This is a genomic window from Planctellipticum variicoloris (assembly GCF_030622045.1).
Taxonomy (GTDB): domain Bacteria; phylum Planctomycetota; class Planctomycetia; order Planctomycetales; family Planctomycetaceae; genus Planctellipticum; species Planctellipticum variicoloris.
In genome coordinates this window covers 6,387,569-6,405,997 of the sequence record NZ_CP130886.1, presented here as the reverse complement: position 1 = coordinate 6,405,997, position 18,429 = coordinate 6,387,569, and the positions used below count along the sequence as shown (strand labels likewise).

Sequence of the window (18,429 nt, the reverse complement as noted above, 5' to 3'; positions counted from 1 at the left end):
TGCGGGCCGCGGCGGTGTCGTCACGGCAGCTCGACTTGCGGAGGAATTTCGGTTTCTGGCGGCCACCAGAACGGAACGCCCCAGGGGATCACGAGCAGTGCAAAGAACTGACCGGGAATGGATAGTTGAGTAACGATCGCCAGAAACATCGTGACTTCGTCAGGTAGCCAGCTCGAAGCGAAGTTCAGGGAATACAGTGAGGCGGCCACCGATAGAATCCAGAAGGGGATGCTCAGTCCGGACGCAAGGAATGTCAGCAGCCACGAACGTGACCTGCGAAAGCACGCAGCGCTCCAGGCGAGCCACAGCAGAGTCAGCCCGAACATGATTCGGACAGGCATGAGCAGTTCTTCCGCTCCCATGTTCGTCCATGCGTTCAGTTGCTGAGTGGCGAGGTCCAGCAGCACCCGGAGCAACTTGTCTTCGAGGACCATCGGACCGGCAGCGATCAACATGATGCAGCATGCCTTCGTTGCGATTCCGCGAGCCGTGTCTCCCCGCCAGCGGAAATAGGGGACGCCGACGACTGTCGCGAGCGAGATGGCGGTCGAACCGGCAATGATCTCCACGGCGACTTTGTTCGATTCCCCCAGCGTCAGCACCAGCAGCACGTAGAACAACACGGCCGCAAGACCTGCGCCACCGCCGATCACGCCAAGCGCCAGCGACATCCAGATGGCTCGCAGCGGGACGCTTCGGCGGCCGCGAAGGAAGAACGGTTCGCGAAGTTGGATCGCCATCGGGGTGCCTCAGACGTCGGGGACAACCGCCGGATACTATCCGCCGGGACAGAAGGCGCGAAGCACAGTCGGAAGAGCCTCAGCCTGGGCTGGCCGATCATTTACCGTTGCGGCGGGCCGTGAAATAACGACTTGCAGCGAGATGTGGAACAGACAGCGACAGCCCCGAGAAACTGCCTTTCAGGCACGATTCCGTGGTGATTAATTATCGGGTTTTCGGTCCAGATGGCGAAGTCGGACAGCGTCCGCTCGACAGCCAGCCGCAGTCCGGATCAGGACTGACTGACTTCCAGTTCCAGTCGATAGCCGGACGGAAAGCGTTGCCACCAGAAAACGCACCAAGGACCGATTGGAATGACGCGTTTGACTTGGACAGCATTCCCTTTGGCGCAATGTTCCGGCTCGATGCGATCGAATCCATCGAGTGACTCGCAGTAGTGGTGCTCTTCCCCGAAAAGGCAGTTTGCGACGAAGAGCTGGTCCTCCCACGCTGGTCCAAGCCACTGTGTTTGAATCATGCGGTACAGTGAGGCTCCACTCTCCGTGAAATCGAATGTGCCGAATCGATCCTCAAACGATGGCGGCTTCGGGATCAATTCGCCGGGACGCGATGGATCGGCGACGAAGGCGCCTCCCCTGGAGAAGAGTCGGGCAATCTTCGGAAGGGCCAGGACAGCCGAGTCATTGTCCAGAAGGCGATGGACTTCATCCACGGCAGCCTGATCGAGGACTCTCAGCCAACCGAAGCGGAGACAGGCCTCCAGTCCCTCTCGGCATTCTTCTTCGGAGACAGCAACACCCCCTCGGCGTTTGCCGTTTCTGGCCGCTTCCGCACAAATCGCGTCGCGCGAATCGACCACGTACCCCAATTCCGCCACTTTGAGAACAAGCCACTCTGCGAGGTGTACGTTGTGTTCTTCGAGTATGGCACGAAGCTGCGTCCAATCCGCGTGCCGATCCGGGCCTCCCGACCAGTAACTCTCGCCGTCACTGGCCGCATGCCCCTGCCATTGTCGCCGTTCCTCAACGTCGACTCGGAATCCTTCCGGAAAGCGTTGCCACCAGTTTGCGCGCCAGGGTCCGATCGAAACGGGCTCCGAGACACAAGTGCCATCCTGCCCGCGAAGCCCCTCGATCTCCGCGACGGCAGCCGCGCGTGAGCAAAAGAATCGAACAGTCTTCTCGTGGACGACATCCTCGTATGCGTACGGCTTTCTATCACCCATGAAGAACGCGAGGTGGCAGAAGTTCATCCAGAGTTCGGCTCCTCTGGACGTGAAGTCGACAGCGCCAACCTCAGGAAATCCGTAAATCGGACCAAGAAACTTGCCACTTCGGAGTTCGTCACCAATTCTGCGAAGCGCCGACTCGTCAATGATCTGCAGCCAGCCTTTCTCCATGCATGCGGCTACTGCGAGTTCGCACTCCCCGACGGTGACGCGGCGACCGAAACTGTAGTCTCTACAAGTCGCTCGGTCTGCCAGCGCCAGGGGCGAGAGTGTCAGGCCAAAGTGAATGACGTTGAAGAGTGCTGCTTCAACGTGAGTGAGACCCAACTCGGCAAGAGCGTTCGCAAGCTCGCGATCCCGGCGGATCTGAGTCTCAGTGCGGACGATGTCAGGCACGACACGGGGTGTGAACTGTGAAACGCGGATCACACTCCCTGCCGCGAATGGAATTCGCTCCGAGCAGAGTTAGGAACTCGCGAAGTTCAACGAGGCCAAGGTACTCGGAACCGTTACGCGGAATCAAGACAAGAGTCCACGCAACCACCGGATAAGGGGCGTCCACACCAACTCTCTTTCCTCGCGACAGTCGACGACTTCTCCCCTTCAGCCGCCCCCGGCGCAAACTTCAGCGACACCGAATTCATGCAATACCGCTGCCCCGTCGGCGTCTCCGGCGCATCGTCGCAAATGTGATCCAGGTACGAATCGCACTTCGGACACGTCACCTCCGTCCAAACTAAATCACCGGCCACGATTCTGAAACACTTCGATGGTCGTTCCTACAGCGCCGCCGGTCGCCGGTGGTTGTGTCGGCGGATGTAGGAGCGGACGTTTCGCATCAGTTGCGGCATCGTCGAGCATTTGTGGTTTCGTGTCACGTTGGCGTGTAAGTCCTCCCACGTTCGTTCGATCCGGTTGTGATCCGGACAGTACGGCGGCAGGAAGTGCAGGCGCAGCCTGCGCCCCAGCGGCGTCGCCAGACTCTCCCGCACCAGTCGGGTCGTATGGATCGCGTAGTTGTCCAGGACGACATGGATCTTCTTCGCCTGCGGATAGCGCTGCGTCAGCTCCCACAGCAGCAGTACGAACAACGCCGTGTCCTTCCGGTCGCCTTCGATCGCGATCAACTCCTTCGTCCGCGCATCCTGAGCCCCCGCCAGGTAACGCTTCTCGTTCTTCCCCGGCGTGAGAACCTGTTTCTGCTGCCCGCGGAGCATCCAGTCCTCGCCGATCTTCGGATTGAGATGGATGTCGATCTCGTCCTCCCAGACCGCCACTTCGCCCGTCGGCAGATGCGCCACCAGTTCCTCGATCTGCTCCAGACACTGCTGTTTTTCGGCCTCCGGCCACGGACACTCGACCGTTGGCTTCGGTCGTCCGCGCCGCGCCCCGATCAGCCGCAAGGCCCGGCTCATCGTCGACAGGCTGATCTTCACACTCGTCCGTCGACGGAGCGTTGTGATCAGCATCTCCCGCGTCCAGGTCGGCCGCTTCCAGCCGTCCTGCAGCGGATCGCCGGCCACGACCTCCCGCAACTGCGTCAGGTACTCCTCGGTCAGTTTCCGTGGCCCGTTGCCGCCCCGCCGGTCGAACAAACCGATCTCGCCGTCCTTCCCGTAACGCTGCTCGGTCCGATACACGGTGCTGCGACCGACCTTGAGCGAGCGGGCAATCCAGGTGGGAGAACGTCCTTCCAGTCGATGGATCACGATCAGATACCGCGTTCTCAGCCCGGCGTCCTTCAGAAACTTCAACTGCTCGGACAACCGCTGCTTGGCGCGCTCCGCCCGGGGTGAAAGAATGCCTTCCATGGGGAACTCCTTCCTTGGTTTGGAGTTGTGATACCTCCAAGGTAAGGGTTCCCCATCTCGTTTCCACTGCAATCCCTCCGCTCTGCCGCGCGCCTCACATTCGTGGCCGGTGATTTAGAATTGCGCTCGACGGCAGCGTGGAACGGTTGCAATCACGTTCGTTGAAGGCCTGCCGATGCCCGAAACGGTGTTTCGGCCAACCCTCGGTTGTTGGACTCCTACGCGATCAGGACGCAATATGGTTTTGCCGGTTTGGTCGGAAGTCTGCGAGTCGTTGACGGACGCAATTCGCGCTGCACTTCCACTCCAAATCCGCGAGGCGGGCGTGGGGCGAGTGAGCGGAATCGGTCTGCACATCGACACCTACTACGGGTGTGCCGGGCTCTACCTGCTGCCCGAGTCGGCAGTCCACACCATCGATCCCGAGTGGGTCGACAACATCGGAGACTGGCCGATCTCCACGGATTGGGATCGGACCAAAGATCACGCGAGAGCCTTCGCCGCGCACTGGGGCCGATGGGATAACTGGTTCCGCGATCATCTCAACTACCATACCGAAGCGGAAGGTGATGAGATCGGCCGCGAGCTGCTCCGAGGGGCGTGCGAGGCCATGAGGCAGAATGAAGCAATCGGCCTCCTCAACAGCTTTCCCAAGGCTGAGGACTTCAAAATCATCATCGCAGAGCATGACGATCCACGAGACATGTATCTTGAGCGATACGATCTCTTCGTCAGGACGGGCGAAATCCGCTGCTGGGGAGTCGACGACTGATCTGACGTGGCAGCGGCCACGGCAAGAATGTCGCGTACGGGCTCTGAGGCCGGATCACTCGCGCGGTAACTACCTATCAGCGCGCGGCGAACGCCGGCCGCCCGGACCTGCGGGCGTGGCTCGGGTGAGTCGTCCCCGCGTGCGTGCGGATAGCCGATCAGCGCGCGGATTCGTGATGCAAAGGCCAGCGACTGGATCCAGCCGCCGATGATTCTGAATCAGTCTCAGAGCGAACCATCCGGTTACCGTTCGCCACCCCTCTTGAAATCGCCTGTCGACGACGCGTAGCCGAAAACCCAGATCGAGACCTCGTCGCAGCGGTGCGGAATGTCAAAACGATGAAGAATCGCCAAAAACTCGGAATCGACGCTGTGGACTTCCGGGGCTACAAGCCGTCCCCGTCCGCGAAGAAAGCGTGGACGAATCCGAATCCATTCGATCACGTAAAATGGAGTGAGGCATTCGTCGCTCCAATCGCCAAAGTACTCAACATCGGAGTCGAAGTGCTTGGGCTCGGGACGATGATTCAAGACCGCCTTGATCTGATAGGGAGGTGAGAATGGCAAGTCATTTTGCACTGCGCTCTGCAACTCGTGCCACTTGGTGTCGTTCATGATCGACACCATGCCTCGTCTGGCTACCTCCGTGTCAATTTGTCTCTTGGAAGGGAGCACCGGATCCTCGCAGCGAACTCGCTAATCGGACGCTTCCCCGTGTTCCCCGGAGGCCGCAGGGATACGACCTGACTGGCTCACAAGTGTTTGTCGCAAGTCAAATGTTAGCGGCCTGTAAGTTCGTCGTCACCATCTATCGAGCCTGAGGAGCCTCGGCGTGGAGCGAGCACTGCCGTCCTCGCGCTGATGGACGATCAGCACGCCGCACGCTGGGCACCGTCTCCCAACGCTAACTTCTCGATACCGTTGAGGGAAGAGGCCGGGACGCGAACGCGAATGACGGCCGATCGTCCCCAGGAAAAAAACCGGAAAGCCGCGGGCGATTGCTCGGCTTGAGGTTAGCCGGAATCGGCACGTTTCCGGCTGGAAAACGGCATTTCCCGACCTTGAGGCGGTCCGGGACGGGGATAGAGTTGTCCGCGTTGACGACGACAATTAACCCCCCGCCAGGAGCCTTGAAATGACCGTCGAGCAGATTCAGATCCGCCAGCAGCAGACTGCCGTGAAGTTCGAACTCGCCGCCCAGATCCGGAAGTGGCTCGACGACGCGAGGAGCGAATGGAAAGGGGACGAAGACTGGGACGACGTCGAAGGGGAGATCATCGAACTGGTCACCGAAGACGTCGACTAGCCGGCAGTGATCGGCGGCGGCCACGGAAGGCCCCCTCGCAACGGTAACTCCTTGTTACCGTTGAGCACAGAAACGAACGCCCGCCGGGTTTCACAGACCGGCGGGCGTTGGCGTTTCCTGGGCGCCGGGTCAGCCGGCGGACTGTCTCAGCCGCTTCAGCAGCGGTTCCAGGTGGCGGCGGGCCAGGTCGGCCAGCGTCGAGCCTGACTGGGCTGCGTGTCGATCGAGGAGCAGCCAGTCGCGGGTCTCCAGATCCACGCCCAGGCGTTTCAATCGTCTCCCTTCGGATTGCGATCCGATCCGCGGTCGTCCTGATTTTGCCATGTTGCTCTTGCCCGTGGGAATTGTTCCTGACCGAATTGGCCGCGTGCTGAAGACGGCCCAGGCACCCCCTCCCGCCTGCGCCCCAAGGAGCCGGAAGCGTCAGCGCCCGGAGCCCCCCGCACACCGGCACTCTCCCCGCCGCCGCGGCATGTGACATCCACGCCCAGCCTGACTTCGAGTCCGCCCCCGTGCCGCGGGGGGCTCGCCCGCCAGTGCTCTCCCCATCGCAGCGGAATGCGGCAACCATCCCCAACCCATCTCTGAGTCCGCACACGGGCCGCGTAAGGCGGCCGGGCCGCGGCCAGCGGTACTTGCCCATTGTCCGGTGGTTGGTTCTGATAGGGAGACGTCCTTAACCGCGTCGTCTGCTCCTGCGTCGGATCTGCTCATGCCGGATGTCCCGTCTGCGACTGTCGTTCTGCCCCGCGACACCTTGCGTCCCCCCCTCGCCAGATTGCTCATCCGGAAGGGGATGTTCGCCGCGGAAGCCGACATTGCGATCGACAGGCTCCTCGACACCGAACTCCTCGGCCGCCACGAACACGGGCTCCGCACCCTGCCCCGACTGCTCGAGGCCATGGATTCGGGCGACATCGACCCGCGCGCCCGCGTCCTGACCACCGTCGACTTCCCCGCCGGCGCCCTGCTTGACGGCAGTACCGGCATGGGGCACGTCGCCGTCTCGCGGGCGATGACGCTGGCGGTCGACAAGGCCCGCGAAGTTGGCGTGGCGGTCATCGCCGTCCGCAACAGCCAGCCCTGCGGAGAATCGGCCGTCTACACCGGGCTGGCCGCCCGGCAGGGGTTCCTGGCCATCCTGACGACCAGCACCGGCAAGGCCAATACGACCGGCCTCCTCGCCAGCCGCGCCATTCTGGGGGATCATCCGGTCGCCGTCGGCGTCCCCACCCGCGACGGAACCGGCTGGTCCTGCTCGATGACCGCCGCCTCCGTTTCCGCCGCCGGTCTGCAGCGCCAGCAGCAACTGGGAGCCGCGCTCCCCGACGCCACCGCCTGGACCGCCGACGGACAACCCGCATCGGCCGCCGCCGAGGCCGACCTGCTCCGCCCCGCGGGAGGGCTGTGCGGCATCGGCCTGGCCCTCATGTCCTCCGCCCTGACGACCGGCCTGACCGGCAGTCGCCTGCCGCTCCACAAGCGGAAGCGCACCCACTTCTGCGACGGCAGCGAACACGTCTGCGTGCTGATCGACCCGGCCCGGTTCGGCTCGACCGAGCGCCTGTACGAAGAGTGGACCGCCGCCTCGGAGGTCTGGCGACCGCACCTCCCCGAGCTGTTTCCCCCCCGGCCCGCGGAATCGGGCGAAGTCCTCCTGCACCGCTGCGACCTGGAAGAGCTCGCCCCGCTCCTGGCGGCCGCAAAGCAGCCGATCCCCTGGGAATAGCCTCCTCATGCCCAGGCTCCGCATGGGCACGCCCTCTTCCGAGGCTCCGCCTCGCCTTGGGTCAGAAAGCAAGTCGGCCGGAGGACGCAGAGCGTCCGCAGACGACGTTCCCAGGCGGAGCCTGGGCTGCGCGAAATCGTCAATTGTTGGCGGTCCCGGTTGATCCGGCTTTTGTTCCTGGAAGGACGGGGAGGGCCTGGCGGCGCTGGGCTGTCAGCGACTTGCCTAAGTGGTCGTCGATCCACGCGAGCAGGTCGCGATGCCGCACGGCGTTCAGGGCTTCGCAGATCTTTTCCTCGCTGATCCGCACGACCGACGCGGCCATCCCCAGAATCAGTTTCGTAAAGCCGCCGCGGCTGTGCTGGCCCTGCAAACGCTTGCCCTTGCCGATCAGCGATTCCAGCACTTCGCTGCTGGCCGGCAGACTCTGTCCGGGGAGCACGCCGCTCGACTGCTCGCTCACGAACTCCACCAGCCGCGCCGCCGCACGCTCACCGGCAGGCGTTCGGGCCACCGTCTCCAGTTGCCGGCGCAGCGTCTCGCCGGCGGCGGCGTGGTAGCCCGCCACGCGCAGGAACTCCAGCATGTGGTCCTTGACCGCCTGCAAGTCGTTCCAGTCCACGAGCGCCTCCCGGAAGTCGCGGATCCAGCCGAACTTCTCCTCGAGCCGCGTCAGGTCGAGACCCGCGGGACGTTCGGCCGCGGGCGTGTCGATCAGCCGCAGCATGCGGGCGCCCCAGCCGATCAGCGGCCCCAAGTTCAAGTAACGCCCTTTGACTTTCTGCGTGGGGGGAGCAAGGTGTCCGAGTTCCGTCTGCTTCACCCGTGGCTGCGTCTGCCCGCAGTGTTTGACGAACGCGATCCACCGCGGATCGGCGAGCAGTTCGTGCTTGAGCACGATCGCCGTCTTGTGGGCGATGTCGTGCAGCACCTGCGTCGTCGGGTGCTGTTCGCGGAAACGCTGAGCGCCGCCGAGAAGATCCGAACCCTCGTCGCTGAGGATGGCGGCCGGCACGCCGACCAGCCCGGCCGCAGCCGCGAGCTGCCGCTGGACGATCTCGCCGCTGGATTTTTCGACCGGCTGCAGCGCCAGCAGCGTCAGATCCTGGTGCGTCAGCGGCGCCGTCAGCGCTTTCCACGCCGACAATCGCAGCCCCGCGATGACCAGACACTTCCGCGACCCCAGTTGCAGCGTGTGGTCGACGAGGAACACCCAGTCGGCGGCGAATTCCTTGGGCCGCCGCAACTCGTGCAGTCCCAGCCGCAGCAGCCACGCTTCCGCAGTATTGGCCGCAGGAGCCCCCCGGAACTGGGGCAGGCTGTCCCGCAGCAGTTCGACCACCGCCCGGCAGCCGCGAAAGCTGACCGCTCCGGCCAGACAGAACTGCAACGTCAGGCCGATGGCCGCTGCCGAATACGCATGATGGGCCGGTCGGACGGCGTCCGGGAGGGGGCCAGGGGCTGCGTCGGCGACCCGGTCAGCGCCCGGATTTTAAGGCGGCGATCTCACGTTCCAGGTCCGCCGCGCGGCGTTCGGCCGCGGCGGCCCGCGTGCGCCACATCGCGCGGCTCTTCTCGACGGCGCGGGTCTGGTTCTGCAGGAGCTTGCAGGTTCGCTTCCACTGGCCGGACTTCGCCTTCCACCGATTGCGACTCCGCTCGAAGAACCGCACCAACTTGCCCGCCGGCGACGAATACCGGGCGACGGCTGTTTCGCTGGTTTCGCAGGTCATGACGTTCCTCCTTGAACAAAAAGCCCAGTGGAACAAAAACGCGACGATTCGCCGAGGCCAATTGCCCCTGAAAACGACGGATTTCGCGCAGCCCAGGCGGAGCCTGGGAACGAGAGCTGAATCTCCGCGGTCAACAAAACGAGCCCGGAGAAAACCCCCGGGCTCGCGTCAGAATACGGCAGTCAGGTCGAGATCACTCGGAGTCGCCGCCCGCAGCCCGGCGATCCTCTTTCACGCCCCCCTCCAGCTTCGCACCCTGCTTGATCGCAAACAGCGTCGACTTGTTGGAGATAAACAGCGTGTCGTTCGCCACGACCGGCGTGCTGTAGATCGAATTGACCATGTTGATCTCGGCGATGATGTTGAGATCCTTCGACAGTTCGAAGATCGTGATGTCGCCATCTTCGTCGCCGCAATACACCTTGCCATCCACGATCAAGGGCGATCCCCACGACGCGGCGAACATGTCGTGGGTCCAGTAGACCACCGGCTTCCCGTCGACGACCTTCTTCGCGTCGAGGCAATGGACCAGGCCGCTGAAGTCGACGATGAAGAGCAGATCGTCCTTGATCGCCGCGCTCCCGATCGTCCGGTGCATGGTCTCCTCGAAGTCCATTTTGCCGTTCTTGTTGGTGTCGATGGCGGAATAGTGCCAGACGACGGCTGAATTGGGGTTCGGCTTCGCCGTTTCACCCTTCTTCACATCGATATCCTGCAGACGCCGCGGCGCAAGCTCTTTCCCGTCCTTGTCGAACGCCAGCTCCGGGCCGACGTCGCCCCGACGGTTCGGATCGATGCAGTACAGGTGGCCCACCCCTTCGCCGTGCTCCGGATCTTCGCCGACCGCCGCATAGACGTGGCCGTCGTAGAAGATCGGAGTTCCGATAATGTGGTTGCGCGTCGCCCGCCCGCCCAGCAGGTACAGCGAATCCTTCGGGTTGGCGTCGAACTTCCACAGCAGATACGGGTTGCCGTTGCCGTCACCCTTGGGATCGAAGCTGTAGATCCACCCGTCGCCGGCGCCAAAGACGACCTGGGCCTGGCCCTTCGTCTCGAAATACAGCGGCGAAGACCACTGGCCGTGCAGGATATTCAACCCCGGGCTGTTGTCCTGCCACAGCACCTTGCCGGTGTTCTTATCGAGGCAGAGGAAGCTCGGGGCATTCGGGGCGGGAAGTTGAATGTGGGACTCGTCGACGCCGTTCGACGTGTTGACGAAGCACAGGTCCCCGACGCAGGTGAGCGAGCAACTGCACATATTGTGCTGGGACACGCCCAGAACGCCCATCATATCGAGCCGCCAGATGACGTCGGCTTCATCTTTGTTCTCGTTCGGCTCCGCCTTGAACGGACCGTCGTTCTCGCCGTCGTGGAAGCCTTCCACGTCGAGGCACATGACCTCGCCGCGACTGGTCACATACCAGACCTTGTCCCCTTCGCAGTAGACCGTCGAGCAGATTCCCTGCTGCGGCCAGTCGTGCACGCGGCCGGTCGGCAGCTTCGGGCTGCTCGCCTGCCACAGGAACTTGCCGGTCTTCTCGTCAAAGCACAGCAGACAGCCCAGGTCGACCTTGGAGGGATACCGCTTCAGGTAGCCGTAGCTGTTATTGGTTCCGACGTACACTTTGCCGTTCGCGACGACCGGGTTGCCGTAGGTCTGCGATCCGAGCGGAACCGCCCAGAGAACGTTCTCGCCGGTTTCCAGATTCCACTCCGAAGGGATATTCTCCCCTTCGGGGGTGTTATTGCGATGGTAGCTGCCGCCCCACTGCGGCCAGTCCTTCGCGCCGACTTTCATCCCGGAAATGACCTTCAGCGCGTTGGCGACGGGGTCGAACTTCTCCTGTCCCGCCACGGTCCCTGAGACCACCAGCAGCAGGCACACACTCAACGACCAGCGAACCATGAGAGTTCCTTCAAGTAGCAGGAGTCGGCCCCCCGGACGCTCCCGCCAGCCAATCATCAGCCAGCTTCAGCAGACGTCCCAGCGGCAATTCAAATCCCGGCAACAATTCCGTGCGATAAACGTCCTGTTCGGCGACGACCGCCACGTCGTCGCCCCGATACACCGTCATGCGACGCAAGAACCGATCGATGACCCAGTACTCCCGGACGCCGATCTCAAGATACTCGTGTCGCTTTGATTCATAGTCTCTCCGCCGGTCCCGTGACGAATCCGAGACAAACTCGACCGCAATCGCCGGGACATCCCCTTCCTGAGGATGCCGTCCCAGGCCACACCAGATCGCTCGATCCATCCGCCGGCGACCGGCGGATGTTGCAACAGTCTCCTCTGAGACCGTTTTGTCCACACCCGATCCCCGCGGATGACTGTACTGATACGTCCGTAGCAGGAAATCCAGTTCACCGTTGGGGTCGCGTTCCCCGATGTCTGCAGGTGGCGAAACAATCAGGACTCCATGCACCAGTTCGTACCGATAGTCCGGATCCCACTCTGTCGTCGCGTCGAACTCCTCCGGCGTCATCAGCATGCCGTTCGCCCACGGCCCGATCGGCCGCGCGGTCACTGCATCGAGGGTTTCCATGACGCCCCTCCCCCCGCAAATCTGTCGCCCCTGCAAACCCGCGTCACTTCGTCCGCGGCGTCACTTTCACGTTATCAAAAAACAGCTCAGAATTCTTGACATTGCCCGACAGGCCCGGGCTGCCGGTCTCGTTCGCCGGGCGATCCGCCCACTCGATCGACCAGGCTTCGGGCTCGGCCTCGTCGCGCTTCCAGACTTTGCCGCGACAGACCGACCATTCCTGGCCGTCTCGCATTTCGTTCGTGACTTCGAGTTTGATCGTGTACCAGGTGTCCGGCGTCCATGCGAACGGAACGTCGAAGAACTTCTGGTCGTGCGGGTACCACGAATACAGCTTGAGCTGCTGGCTGGCCCCCATCAGATCCAGCCGGTAGCGCTGGTTGATGACTCCCGCGTCCGGCATTGCGCTGTTCGGATCGGCTTCGTTCGCTTCCCCCTTCACCGCGTAGGCGTCGGCTTGAATCGTGTAGTTCTTCGACGCCGGGAAGCCCAGCCAGCTCTGGCTGCGGGTTCCTTTGGGAATCGTGGTGATCTTGCACATGACACCGTTGCCGTCGATTTTCCGCGGCCCCTTCGTCGTCACCAGTTGGGCGCCGATCTCCGGGGTGCCGGTCCACTCCCACTTGGCGATGACCCCCTCGTCCTGAAGCAGCTTCAGCGACGGGTCGAGCTTCTCTTTCGCCTGATCCTGATTGGTGATCGCCTCCAGCAGGCCGAGGTAGGTCTTGAAGCCGGTCCAGGTCTGAGCCGGGGTCGTGTTGTCGAACTTTGCCACCGGAGGGCCGGCCGGCTGGTCCGTCTTCGGAGGCGGGGGAGCGTTCGTGTACTGCGTCATCAGGAAGATGTAGAGCCTGGCGGCGAGCGGGTCTTTCGCCCGCAGAGCGGCAAACAGGTCGAAATCAATGGCAATGTGGCGATACCGCATGCCGATGCCGTTGATCGGCACCTGTCCGTCGGAGAACGTGATGTCCCAGGGGAACGGCGTTACGATCCGCAGGCGGGCCGGCGCCTTCAGTCCGCCGACTTCGGCGTTGACGACGACGCCTGCGGCCTTGTCGCCTGCGGCGGTGTACTTCCCCGCGGCGTCGATCGTTCCCGGGCCGACCACGGAAAACTTCACGTCGCTGGCCGGGGCGGCCTTCAGGAACTGACCATTCTTGTTGTAAAGCAGCACCTGAAACTGCTGCTTGTCTCCCGGTTCGAGGAGCGACTCGGCGGGAGTCAGCAGGGCGGTTGCAACTTCCTGATCCTGGCCGACTGGAGTTTCAATCGCCGGTTCCGGGGCGGGGTCTGCGGCGACTTCCGCGTCCGGCTTGCCGATGCAGTACATGCCGACGTCCGTCGGAAGGTAGATCCGACCATGCGAGACGATGGGCGAGCCGTTAATTTCCGCATCGAGCCGGAGCTGATGCAGCTTCTTCAGTTTCCCGGTGCTGTCGACTCCGAAGATCGACCAGCGGCCGGTCGCGTCGGTGCAGTAGATCTTGCCATCGGCGAACACGGGACTGCCGCGACCCATCGTCCCGATTTTCTGCTTGCCAAGCTGCTTGCCGGTCTTGAGATCGACCGAGAACAGCGTCCCGGCGTCATCGATGGCGTAAATCGTGTCGCCGACGACAATCGGCTGATTTTTGCCGATGAACAGCTCCTTGGTCCGCCAGATTTCCCCGGTCTTGGTGATATCGCCGCTCTTCGTCGGGTCAATGGCGAACAGCGCTCCCATCTTGGTGTCATCGAGGTTTTCCTCACTGTGACCGCAGATGATCATCTTGTTGGCCAGAACCGGAGTCGTGTTCAGCCCCCGCATGGAAACATTGTATTTCCAGAGGGTCTTCCCGGTCCGGGGCTGCAGGCTGTAGACGCCTCCATCGCCTGTCCCGATCACGAACTGCGCCTGCCCGTCGATCGTGGCGAGAATCGGCGCGCTGTAAGTCGTGTCTTCCGGCAGCGGGCGCGTGCCGGAGACCCAGACCGATTGCCCGTTTCGCTTGTCGAACGCCAGAATGCGATGCTCGGGACGGGCCTGGTCGCCCCAGCCGGTGGTGACGCCGCTGATAATGACCAGATTCTCGTGAACGATGGGGAAATTGGTCCGGCCGCCGTAGGTGGTCAGCATGCCGTATTCTTCGCTGAGCGAATGCGACCAGAGGGTCTTGCCGGTCTGCCCGTCGAGCCCGACGAAGTAGCCGCAGACGCCGAGGGCGAAGACGTTGCCGGTTTCCGGATCGCCGACCACGCAGGACCAGGCGACGCGGGTGTCGGGGACGTCGCTGAGGAAGACGTTGAACGTGGTCTCCCAGAGGATCTCGCCGGTCTTTGCGTCGGCGCAAACGACTTTTTCGCACTCTTCCTTCGAGTGCGGATTCTGGCGGGCGAGCGTGTAGAGCTTGCCTCGCATGACGATCGGGGTGGAGCGCGTCGCCAGCTCGGGTTTGAGCCAGACGAGGTTTTCGCCTTCGGGCGACCACTTGTCCGGCAGATTCTTCTCCCGCGAGATTCCGTTCATCTCCGGACCGCGCCAGTACGGCCAGTCGAGCGGGTCGTCGGCTCGTGCCGCGGCGGCGGAAGACGCGACAGTCGCGAGCAGGAGGAACGTCCGGGCGGGGGAGAAGCGGGCAGACATGAAGCGGCTCCCTGGAGTGATGCGGAGATCGAGCGGGACCGGGCAGGTTCGTTCGAATTTCGAGAGCCGACGGACGGCTCCCACCTCAATACCCGTTTCAACAGGTATCGACCTTGTCAACCATAACCAAACCCCACCGCTCCGGCAAGGACTCGCTGAAGACGTCACGGATTCGCAATGCGGAAGCTCCCTGCGGCCCGCAATCGGTGTCACCCCGTCCAGCCGCCCCGAACGCGGCTGACGACAAGAGTTGCGCCAAAGGCTTCTTCAAAATCGATGGCGTCGTCCGAGGCCGCCTCCGATGTTTCGGGCGGCGCCAGATTCCCGCAACGACACCTGGTTTTGAACCGGTCCTTTATGGACAAGAAGCTTCACTCCAGGATTCCCCGACGATCGCGTCAGCCAGTCACGATGAAAGCCAGTCCTCGATCCGGAGACCGGGAATGGGGGTAAAGTGCTTCCTATTATGCGTGACCAGCGTAAGATCGTGAGCCAGCGCGACAGCGCCAATCATCAGGTCCACGGGATTCACGACCTGTCCGGCGGCCAGCAACGGCGCTCGGATCTGACCGAACCATCGAGCACAATCGGTGTCGAAATCGATGACGTCGATGTCGGCAAGCAAGTCATCCTCGATCAGCCTCAGCAGCGGCCCCGGTTGATCGCGGTGTTAGGCCCAGGTGTAGAGCTCCGCCAGGACGATCGACGGAACCTCCAGCCCGCCGCCATGCTGCTGGAATTGATGGGCCAGCCCGGCGGGTCGTTTCAACTAAGCCGAGCAAATGTTCGTGTCGAGGAGATAACTCATCCGAGAGGCTCGCGCATCTCAGCCTGCTCGCGATCCCGCTGAATCTCCTCCAGAATCCGGTCGTCGTCGTCCGTCCAGAGCGAGGTCATGGCGCCTGCGCACCGTTGCAACCCGGCGCCGACCGCTTCGCGCAGGCGCTTCGGACGCACCAGAACTTCCACCTCCTGGCCATCCGGCAGTCCGAGATCCCCGTCCAGTTCGATTCGATTTCCGTGAACGACGCCGATCACAGGCTTCATCGGGACGCATCCTCCAATGTCACTCGACTCACTCAAATTCTATCGCTGGACGAGGACCGCCTGAACACAAATCGTAAGCCTTTCGTCGGGACCGCGACTTCTACTCCAGAATATCACACGCCGCGATCTCCGCCGTCACCTTCCCGGCCACCTCGCCGAAGAACCAGTGCAGCGACCCTCGGTCTTTCCCCTCCGTGCAGCCGTCGACAATCAGGAACGCCAGGAACAGATTCCAGTCCCGAATCGCGTCAATCAACGCCGCCAGCCGGTCGGGATTGTACGTTCCCTTGTTCCTGACCTGCTGCCACAAGGCATACGGCTCGTCGTGGAACTGCACCATCGCCAACAGGTCGGCGTCGTCGCAGAACTCGGCGAGGAAAGCCTTGGCCAGCGAGGCGTGGCTGCGGGAATCGATGATCGGGACGCCCGATTTCGCTTCCGGCTTGAACGTGTCGTGGACGTGAATCAACAGCCGCAGCTTGTCGCAGTCCCCGGCCGAGAGCCGTCGGCGGAGACGCTTGAGGTTCCGCTCCAACTCGACAATGTGAGCCCGGACGGTCCCTTCGGGATGGCCGCGCCGGGGCTCGCCCCAGTCGAGATTACCGTGATACCGGGGATCGGACGTGATGGCATAAAGGGCAGATGCGTAATCCACGATACCCCGCGAATTCGAAACTCCGAGCGACAGAGCGACTGGCGGATTCGAAACTCGCTGCATGGTCCACCGAAATCAGATCCCGCTGATCGTCGGCCGACAAGGACAACTCGAAGCGGGCTCGCCAGAAAGGGAATGGGACAACGAAGCAGACCCGCTTTGCCGTCCCGTTGGTCAAATCTGCAACTCATTCCGCGTCAGAAGCCCGTTCTCGCGGGCTTTTCCGCAGCCGGTTCTTCGCGATACGTCGGTCGTCGTGAAGCGCCCGGCAGACTTCCCGGGGGAAGCGCCGTCGGTTGGCCGGGGAATCCGGAGCTGCGCTGCAGTGCAGGATCACTGATCGTGCCGGGCTGCGGACCACCGCCAGGAAGGGGTTCGCCCAATGAGGCCGGCTGCGCCGGTCGTTGCTTCCCGCGCACTTCCCGCAGCTTCATGAGCAGCTCTTCCACCTTGCGATGCACCCGCTGGCTATGGTGGATGATGATCAGACCGTCGTACTCGGCAATCGTGCCCCCTTCGCCGTCGGACTCCTCCCACATCTCCGGCTTTGTGGCGGCCTGGATGACGCCGATCAGCGCCTGCCCGGCTCGCGAGGTCGCATTGCCGAGCGGACAGACAATGACCGGGGCCGTTCCTCCCTGCCCCGCTTCAGCGCCTCCCGCAGGCGCCGCGCCGCCCCCCATGCCACCGCCCATGCCACCGCCAAACTGCCCCAGCACTGCGGTCGCGAACGGCCCGACCTGGAAGTAACCGCCGCCGCCGCCACCGCCGCCGCCCATTCCGCCGATGCCGGTCCCCAACGGCCCCCCGGGGCTGCCAACTCGCATTTCGACCTGGACCCCGGCGATCAGATCCCGGCAGTCGTAGACTTCGTTCTCATAGTCCGCCGCGGGTCCGGTGATCATCACCACGCCATCGCGGATGGCGAACGTGAGCTGATTGTCGCCCACCTGATGCAGGATCAATTCGAGGGCCGTCCGCACAGACAGCGCGCCCAGCCGGGTCTGCAGCGTGATCGGCTGATCGGCGGCAATTTCGCTCTCCTCAAGATATTTGCGGTCCAGCAGGAAATCGAGATCCAGCAGGTCGCCCATCCACGTGAGCGACTCCTCCAGAGGCGAGTCGGTGAAATCGATCTGAACATCGCGTCGCGCCAGCTTCTCCTCGATCTGCCGGCGCAGTTCCTCCTCCGTCAGCGGTTTGAGTTCCGCATTCGGCTTCACTTTTGCGTCGGCAGGCTGGTCCTGTGCCTGCACGACAACCGAGTTGGCCCTCTGCTCCGGCCCCGCAGGACCGAACAGCGACGCGACGACGAACGTGACGGCCACGGCCGACGCTGAGAGAATCGAATAGCGCATGATGGTTCTCCGGCGGCGGACTTGAAGGGACGGTGCAAACTCGCCGGCCAGAACGGCCGTGTCGCCGAGTTCGTCGAGGGCCAGGCGGATCGCCGCGTCACGCGGATGGCCCTGAGACAGCAGGTCTGCGCAGCGTTCTTCGAGGTGATCGCGCAGCTCGGACGTAATCTCCGCCTGCTGGCCGCGCGTCAGCCGGAGAAGTTTCGACAGCAGATTGAGATAGGCGTCGAAGTCCGGTTCGGTCATGGCGAACCTCCTGCGGACGAAGCACAAAATCCGAAACGCGAAATTCGAAACAATTCCAAAATCGAGAATCATCAAACAGGGATTTCGGGTGGCACGTCCCTGAGGCTTTGCGAAGGGCGTGGTCTTGATTCAAAGACACGTCCTTCGAGGACTCAGGGACGTGCCACCCGGAACGTCTCAAGCTGGTTCTGGCAGCGCTGCCCGCACCGGCGCCAGCACCGACTGGATGCAGGCCACGTACCGATCCCATTCCTGCGTCTGCGTGGTCAGCCGGCGTTTGCCTGCCGCGGTCAGGTCGTACCATTTGCGCTTGCGGCCCGTGCTGGACTCCCAGCGACTGCGGATCAGGCCGTCGGTTTCCAGGCGATGCAGCAGGGGGTAGAGGGTGCCGGCCTGAATCTGCACGAGGTTCGTGCTGGCGTCGCGCAGCCGCTGCTGCAGTTCGTAGCCGTAGGTGCTGCCGCCGGCGAGGATCGACAGAACCATCAGATCGAGGCTGCCGCGGAGCAGGTCGGGACCGAATCGTTGCGTCTTCATACGAATCCCCTCAGTGAACGAACGAGGGTCGAGAATGGAATGACCACATGTTGGCACGCGATATATCGCCTGTCAATTCATCTTTTGAGAAATCGCCC

At 62.9% G+C, this 18,429-nt stretch carries 18 protein-coding genes and 1 pseudogene; 3 read left to right on the top strand and 16 right to left on the bottom strand.

Going from position 1 to position 18,429, the window contains the following annotated elements; translation table 11 throughout:
• Positions 1 to 20: 20 nt before the first annotated feature.
• The 4 genes and pseudogenes from SH412_RS25045 to SH412_RS25035 form a co-directional block, all read right to left on the bottom strand.
• Positions 21 to 740: a hypothetical protein gene (locus SH412_RS25045; protein WP_336520768.1), complete on the bottom strand. Its 720-nt coding sequence runs from the start codon at positions 738 to 740 to the stop codon at positions 21 to 23.
• Positions 741 to 1,012: 272 nt separating this feature from the next.
• Positions 1,013 to 2,365: a hypothetical protein gene (locus SH412_RS25040; RefSeq protein WP_336520767.1), complete on the bottom strand. Its 1,353-nt coding sequence runs from the start codon at positions 2,363 to 2,365 to the stop codon at positions 1,013 to 1,015.
• A 218-nt stretch (positions 2,366 to 2,583) separates the two neighbouring features.
• Positions 2,584 to 2,709 (bottom strand): annotated as a pseudogene (locus SH412_RS28710) (peptide-methionine (R)-S-oxide reductase); the annotation flags it as partial.
• Between the two features lie 39 nt (positions 2,710 to 2,748).
• Positions 2,749 to 3,780, bottom strand: a complete 1,032-nt coding sequence (locus SH412_RS25035) for an IS630 family transposase (protein WP_336518647.1) — start codon at positions 3,778 to 3,780, stop codon at positions 2,749 to 2,751.
• Positions 3,781 to 4,018: 238 nt separating this feature from the next.
• Between SH412_RS25035 and SH412_RS25030 the strand changes: the two genes are divergently transcribed.
• A complete protein-coding gene (locus tag SH412_RS25030; RefSeq protein ID WP_336520766.1) occupies positions 4,019 to 4,552 on the top strand; it encodes a hypothetical protein in 534 nt (177 codons plus the stop codon).
• A gap of 242 nt (positions 4,553 to 4,794) precedes the next feature.
• Here the strand turns inward: SH412_RS25030 and SH412_RS25025 are convergent, their stop codons facing one another.
• Entirely contained in the window at positions 4,795 to 5,226 is a 432-nt protein-coding gene (locus SH412_RS25025) for a DUF6678 family protein (RefSeq protein ID WP_336520765.1), read from the bottom strand.
• A 460-nt stretch (positions 5,227 to 5,686) separates the two neighbouring features.
• On the opposite strand from SH412_RS25025, the gene SH412_RS25020 reads away from it, so the two are divergent.
• The gene (locus SH412_RS25020) at positions 5,687 to 5,857 is read left to right on the top strand and encodes a hypothetical protein (RefSeq protein ID WP_336520764.1); all 171 of its coding nucleotides are present in this window, start codon (positions 5,687 to 5,689) and stop codon (positions 5,855 to 5,857) included.
• Between the two features lie 129 nt (positions 5,858 to 5,986).
• Here the strand turns inward: SH412_RS25020 and SH412_RS25015 are convergent, their stop codons facing one another.
• A complete protein-coding gene (locus SH412_RS25015) occupies positions 5,987 to 6,130 on the bottom strand; it encodes a hypothetical protein (protein WP_336520763.1) in 144 nt (47 codons plus the stop codon).
• Positions 6,131 to 6,569: 439 nt separating this feature from the next.
• Here SH412_RS25015 and SH412_RS25010 point away from each other — a divergent pair, with 439 nt between their 5' ends.
• Positions 6,570 to 7,586 (top strand): Ldh family oxidoreductase, encoded by a 1,017-nt coding sequence (locus SH412_RS25010; RefSeq protein WP_336520762.1) that lies wholly within the window; start codon positions 6,570 to 6,572, stop codon positions 7,584 to 7,586.
• Positions 7,587 to 7,725: 139 nt separating this feature from the next.
• Here SH412_RS25010 and SH412_RS25005 read toward each other — a convergent pair whose 3' ends face one another.
• The 10 genes from SH412_RS25005 to SH412_RS24960 all read right to left on the bottom strand — a co-directional run bounded on the left by SH412_RS25005 (position 7,726) and on the right by SH412_RS24960 (position 18,331).
• On the bottom strand, positions 7,726 to 8,976 hold the full coding sequence (locus SH412_RS25005; protein WP_336518718.1) for a hypothetical protein: 1,251 nt from the start codon (positions 8,974 to 8,976) through the stop codon (positions 7,726 to 7,728).
• 88 nt (positions 8,977 to 9,064) lie between these two features.
• Positions 9,065 to 9,319 (bottom strand): hypothetical protein, encoded by a 255-nt coding sequence (locus SH412_RS25000; protein ID WP_336518717.1) that lies wholly within the window; start codon positions 9,317 to 9,319, stop codon positions 9,065 to 9,067.
• Positions 9,320 to 9,512: 193 nt separating this feature from the next.
• Positions 9,513 to 11,225 carry an outer membrane protein assembly factor BamB family protein gene (locus SH412_RS24995; RefSeq protein WP_336520761.1) on the bottom strand — a complete coding sequence of 571 codons (1,713 nt, stop codon included), beginning with the start codon at positions 11,223 to 11,225 and terminating at the stop codon, positions 9,513 to 9,515.
• A gap of 10 nt (positions 11,226 to 11,235) precedes the next feature.
• Positions 11,236 to 11,865 (bottom strand): Uma2 family endonuclease, encoded by a 630-nt coding sequence (locus SH412_RS24990; protein WP_336520760.1) that lies wholly within the window; start codon positions 11,863 to 11,865, stop codon positions 11,236 to 11,238.
• Positions 11,866 to 11,908: 43 nt separating this feature from the next.
• Positions 11,909 to 14,488: an outer membrane protein assembly factor BamB family protein gene (locus tag SH412_RS24985; RefSeq protein ID WP_336520759.1), complete on the bottom strand. Its 2,580-nt coding sequence runs from the start codon at positions 14,486 to 14,488 to the stop codon at positions 11,909 to 11,911.
• 406 nt (positions 14,489 to 14,894) lie between these two features.
• Positions 14,895 to 15,113 carry a type II toxin-antitoxin system VapC family toxin gene (locus SH412_RS24980; RefSeq protein ID WP_336520758.1) on the bottom strand — a complete coding sequence of 73 codons (219 nt, stop codon included), beginning with the start codon at positions 15,111 to 15,113 and terminating at the stop codon, positions 14,895 to 14,897.
• A 179-nt stretch (positions 15,114 to 15,292) separates the two neighbouring features.
• Positions 15,293 to 15,535: a hypothetical protein gene (locus tag SH412_RS24975; RefSeq protein ID WP_336520757.1), complete on the bottom strand. Its 243-nt coding sequence runs from the start codon at positions 15,533 to 15,535 to the stop codon at positions 15,293 to 15,295.
• Positions 15,536 to 15,635: 100 nt separating this feature from the next.
• Positions 15,636 to 16,190, bottom strand: a complete 555-nt coding sequence (locus tag SH412_RS24970) for a hypothetical protein (RefSeq protein WP_336520756.1) — start codon at positions 16,188 to 16,190, stop codon at positions 15,636 to 15,638.
• Between the two features lie 197 nt (positions 16,191 to 16,387).
• Positions 16,388 to 17,794 carry a permease prefix domain 1-containing protein gene (locus SH412_RS24965; protein ID WP_336520755.1) on the bottom strand — a complete coding sequence of 469 codons (1,407 nt, stop codon included), beginning with the start codon at positions 17,792 to 17,794 and terminating at the stop codon, positions 16,388 to 16,390.
• Positions 17,795 to 17,971: 177 nt separating this feature from the next.
• On the bottom strand, positions 17,972 to 18,331 hold the full coding sequence (locus SH412_RS24960; RefSeq protein ID WP_336520754.1) for a PadR family transcriptional regulator: 360 nt from the start codon (positions 18,329 to 18,331) through the stop codon (positions 17,972 to 17,974).
• Between the last annotated feature and the right edge of the window lie 98 nt (positions 18,332 to 18,429).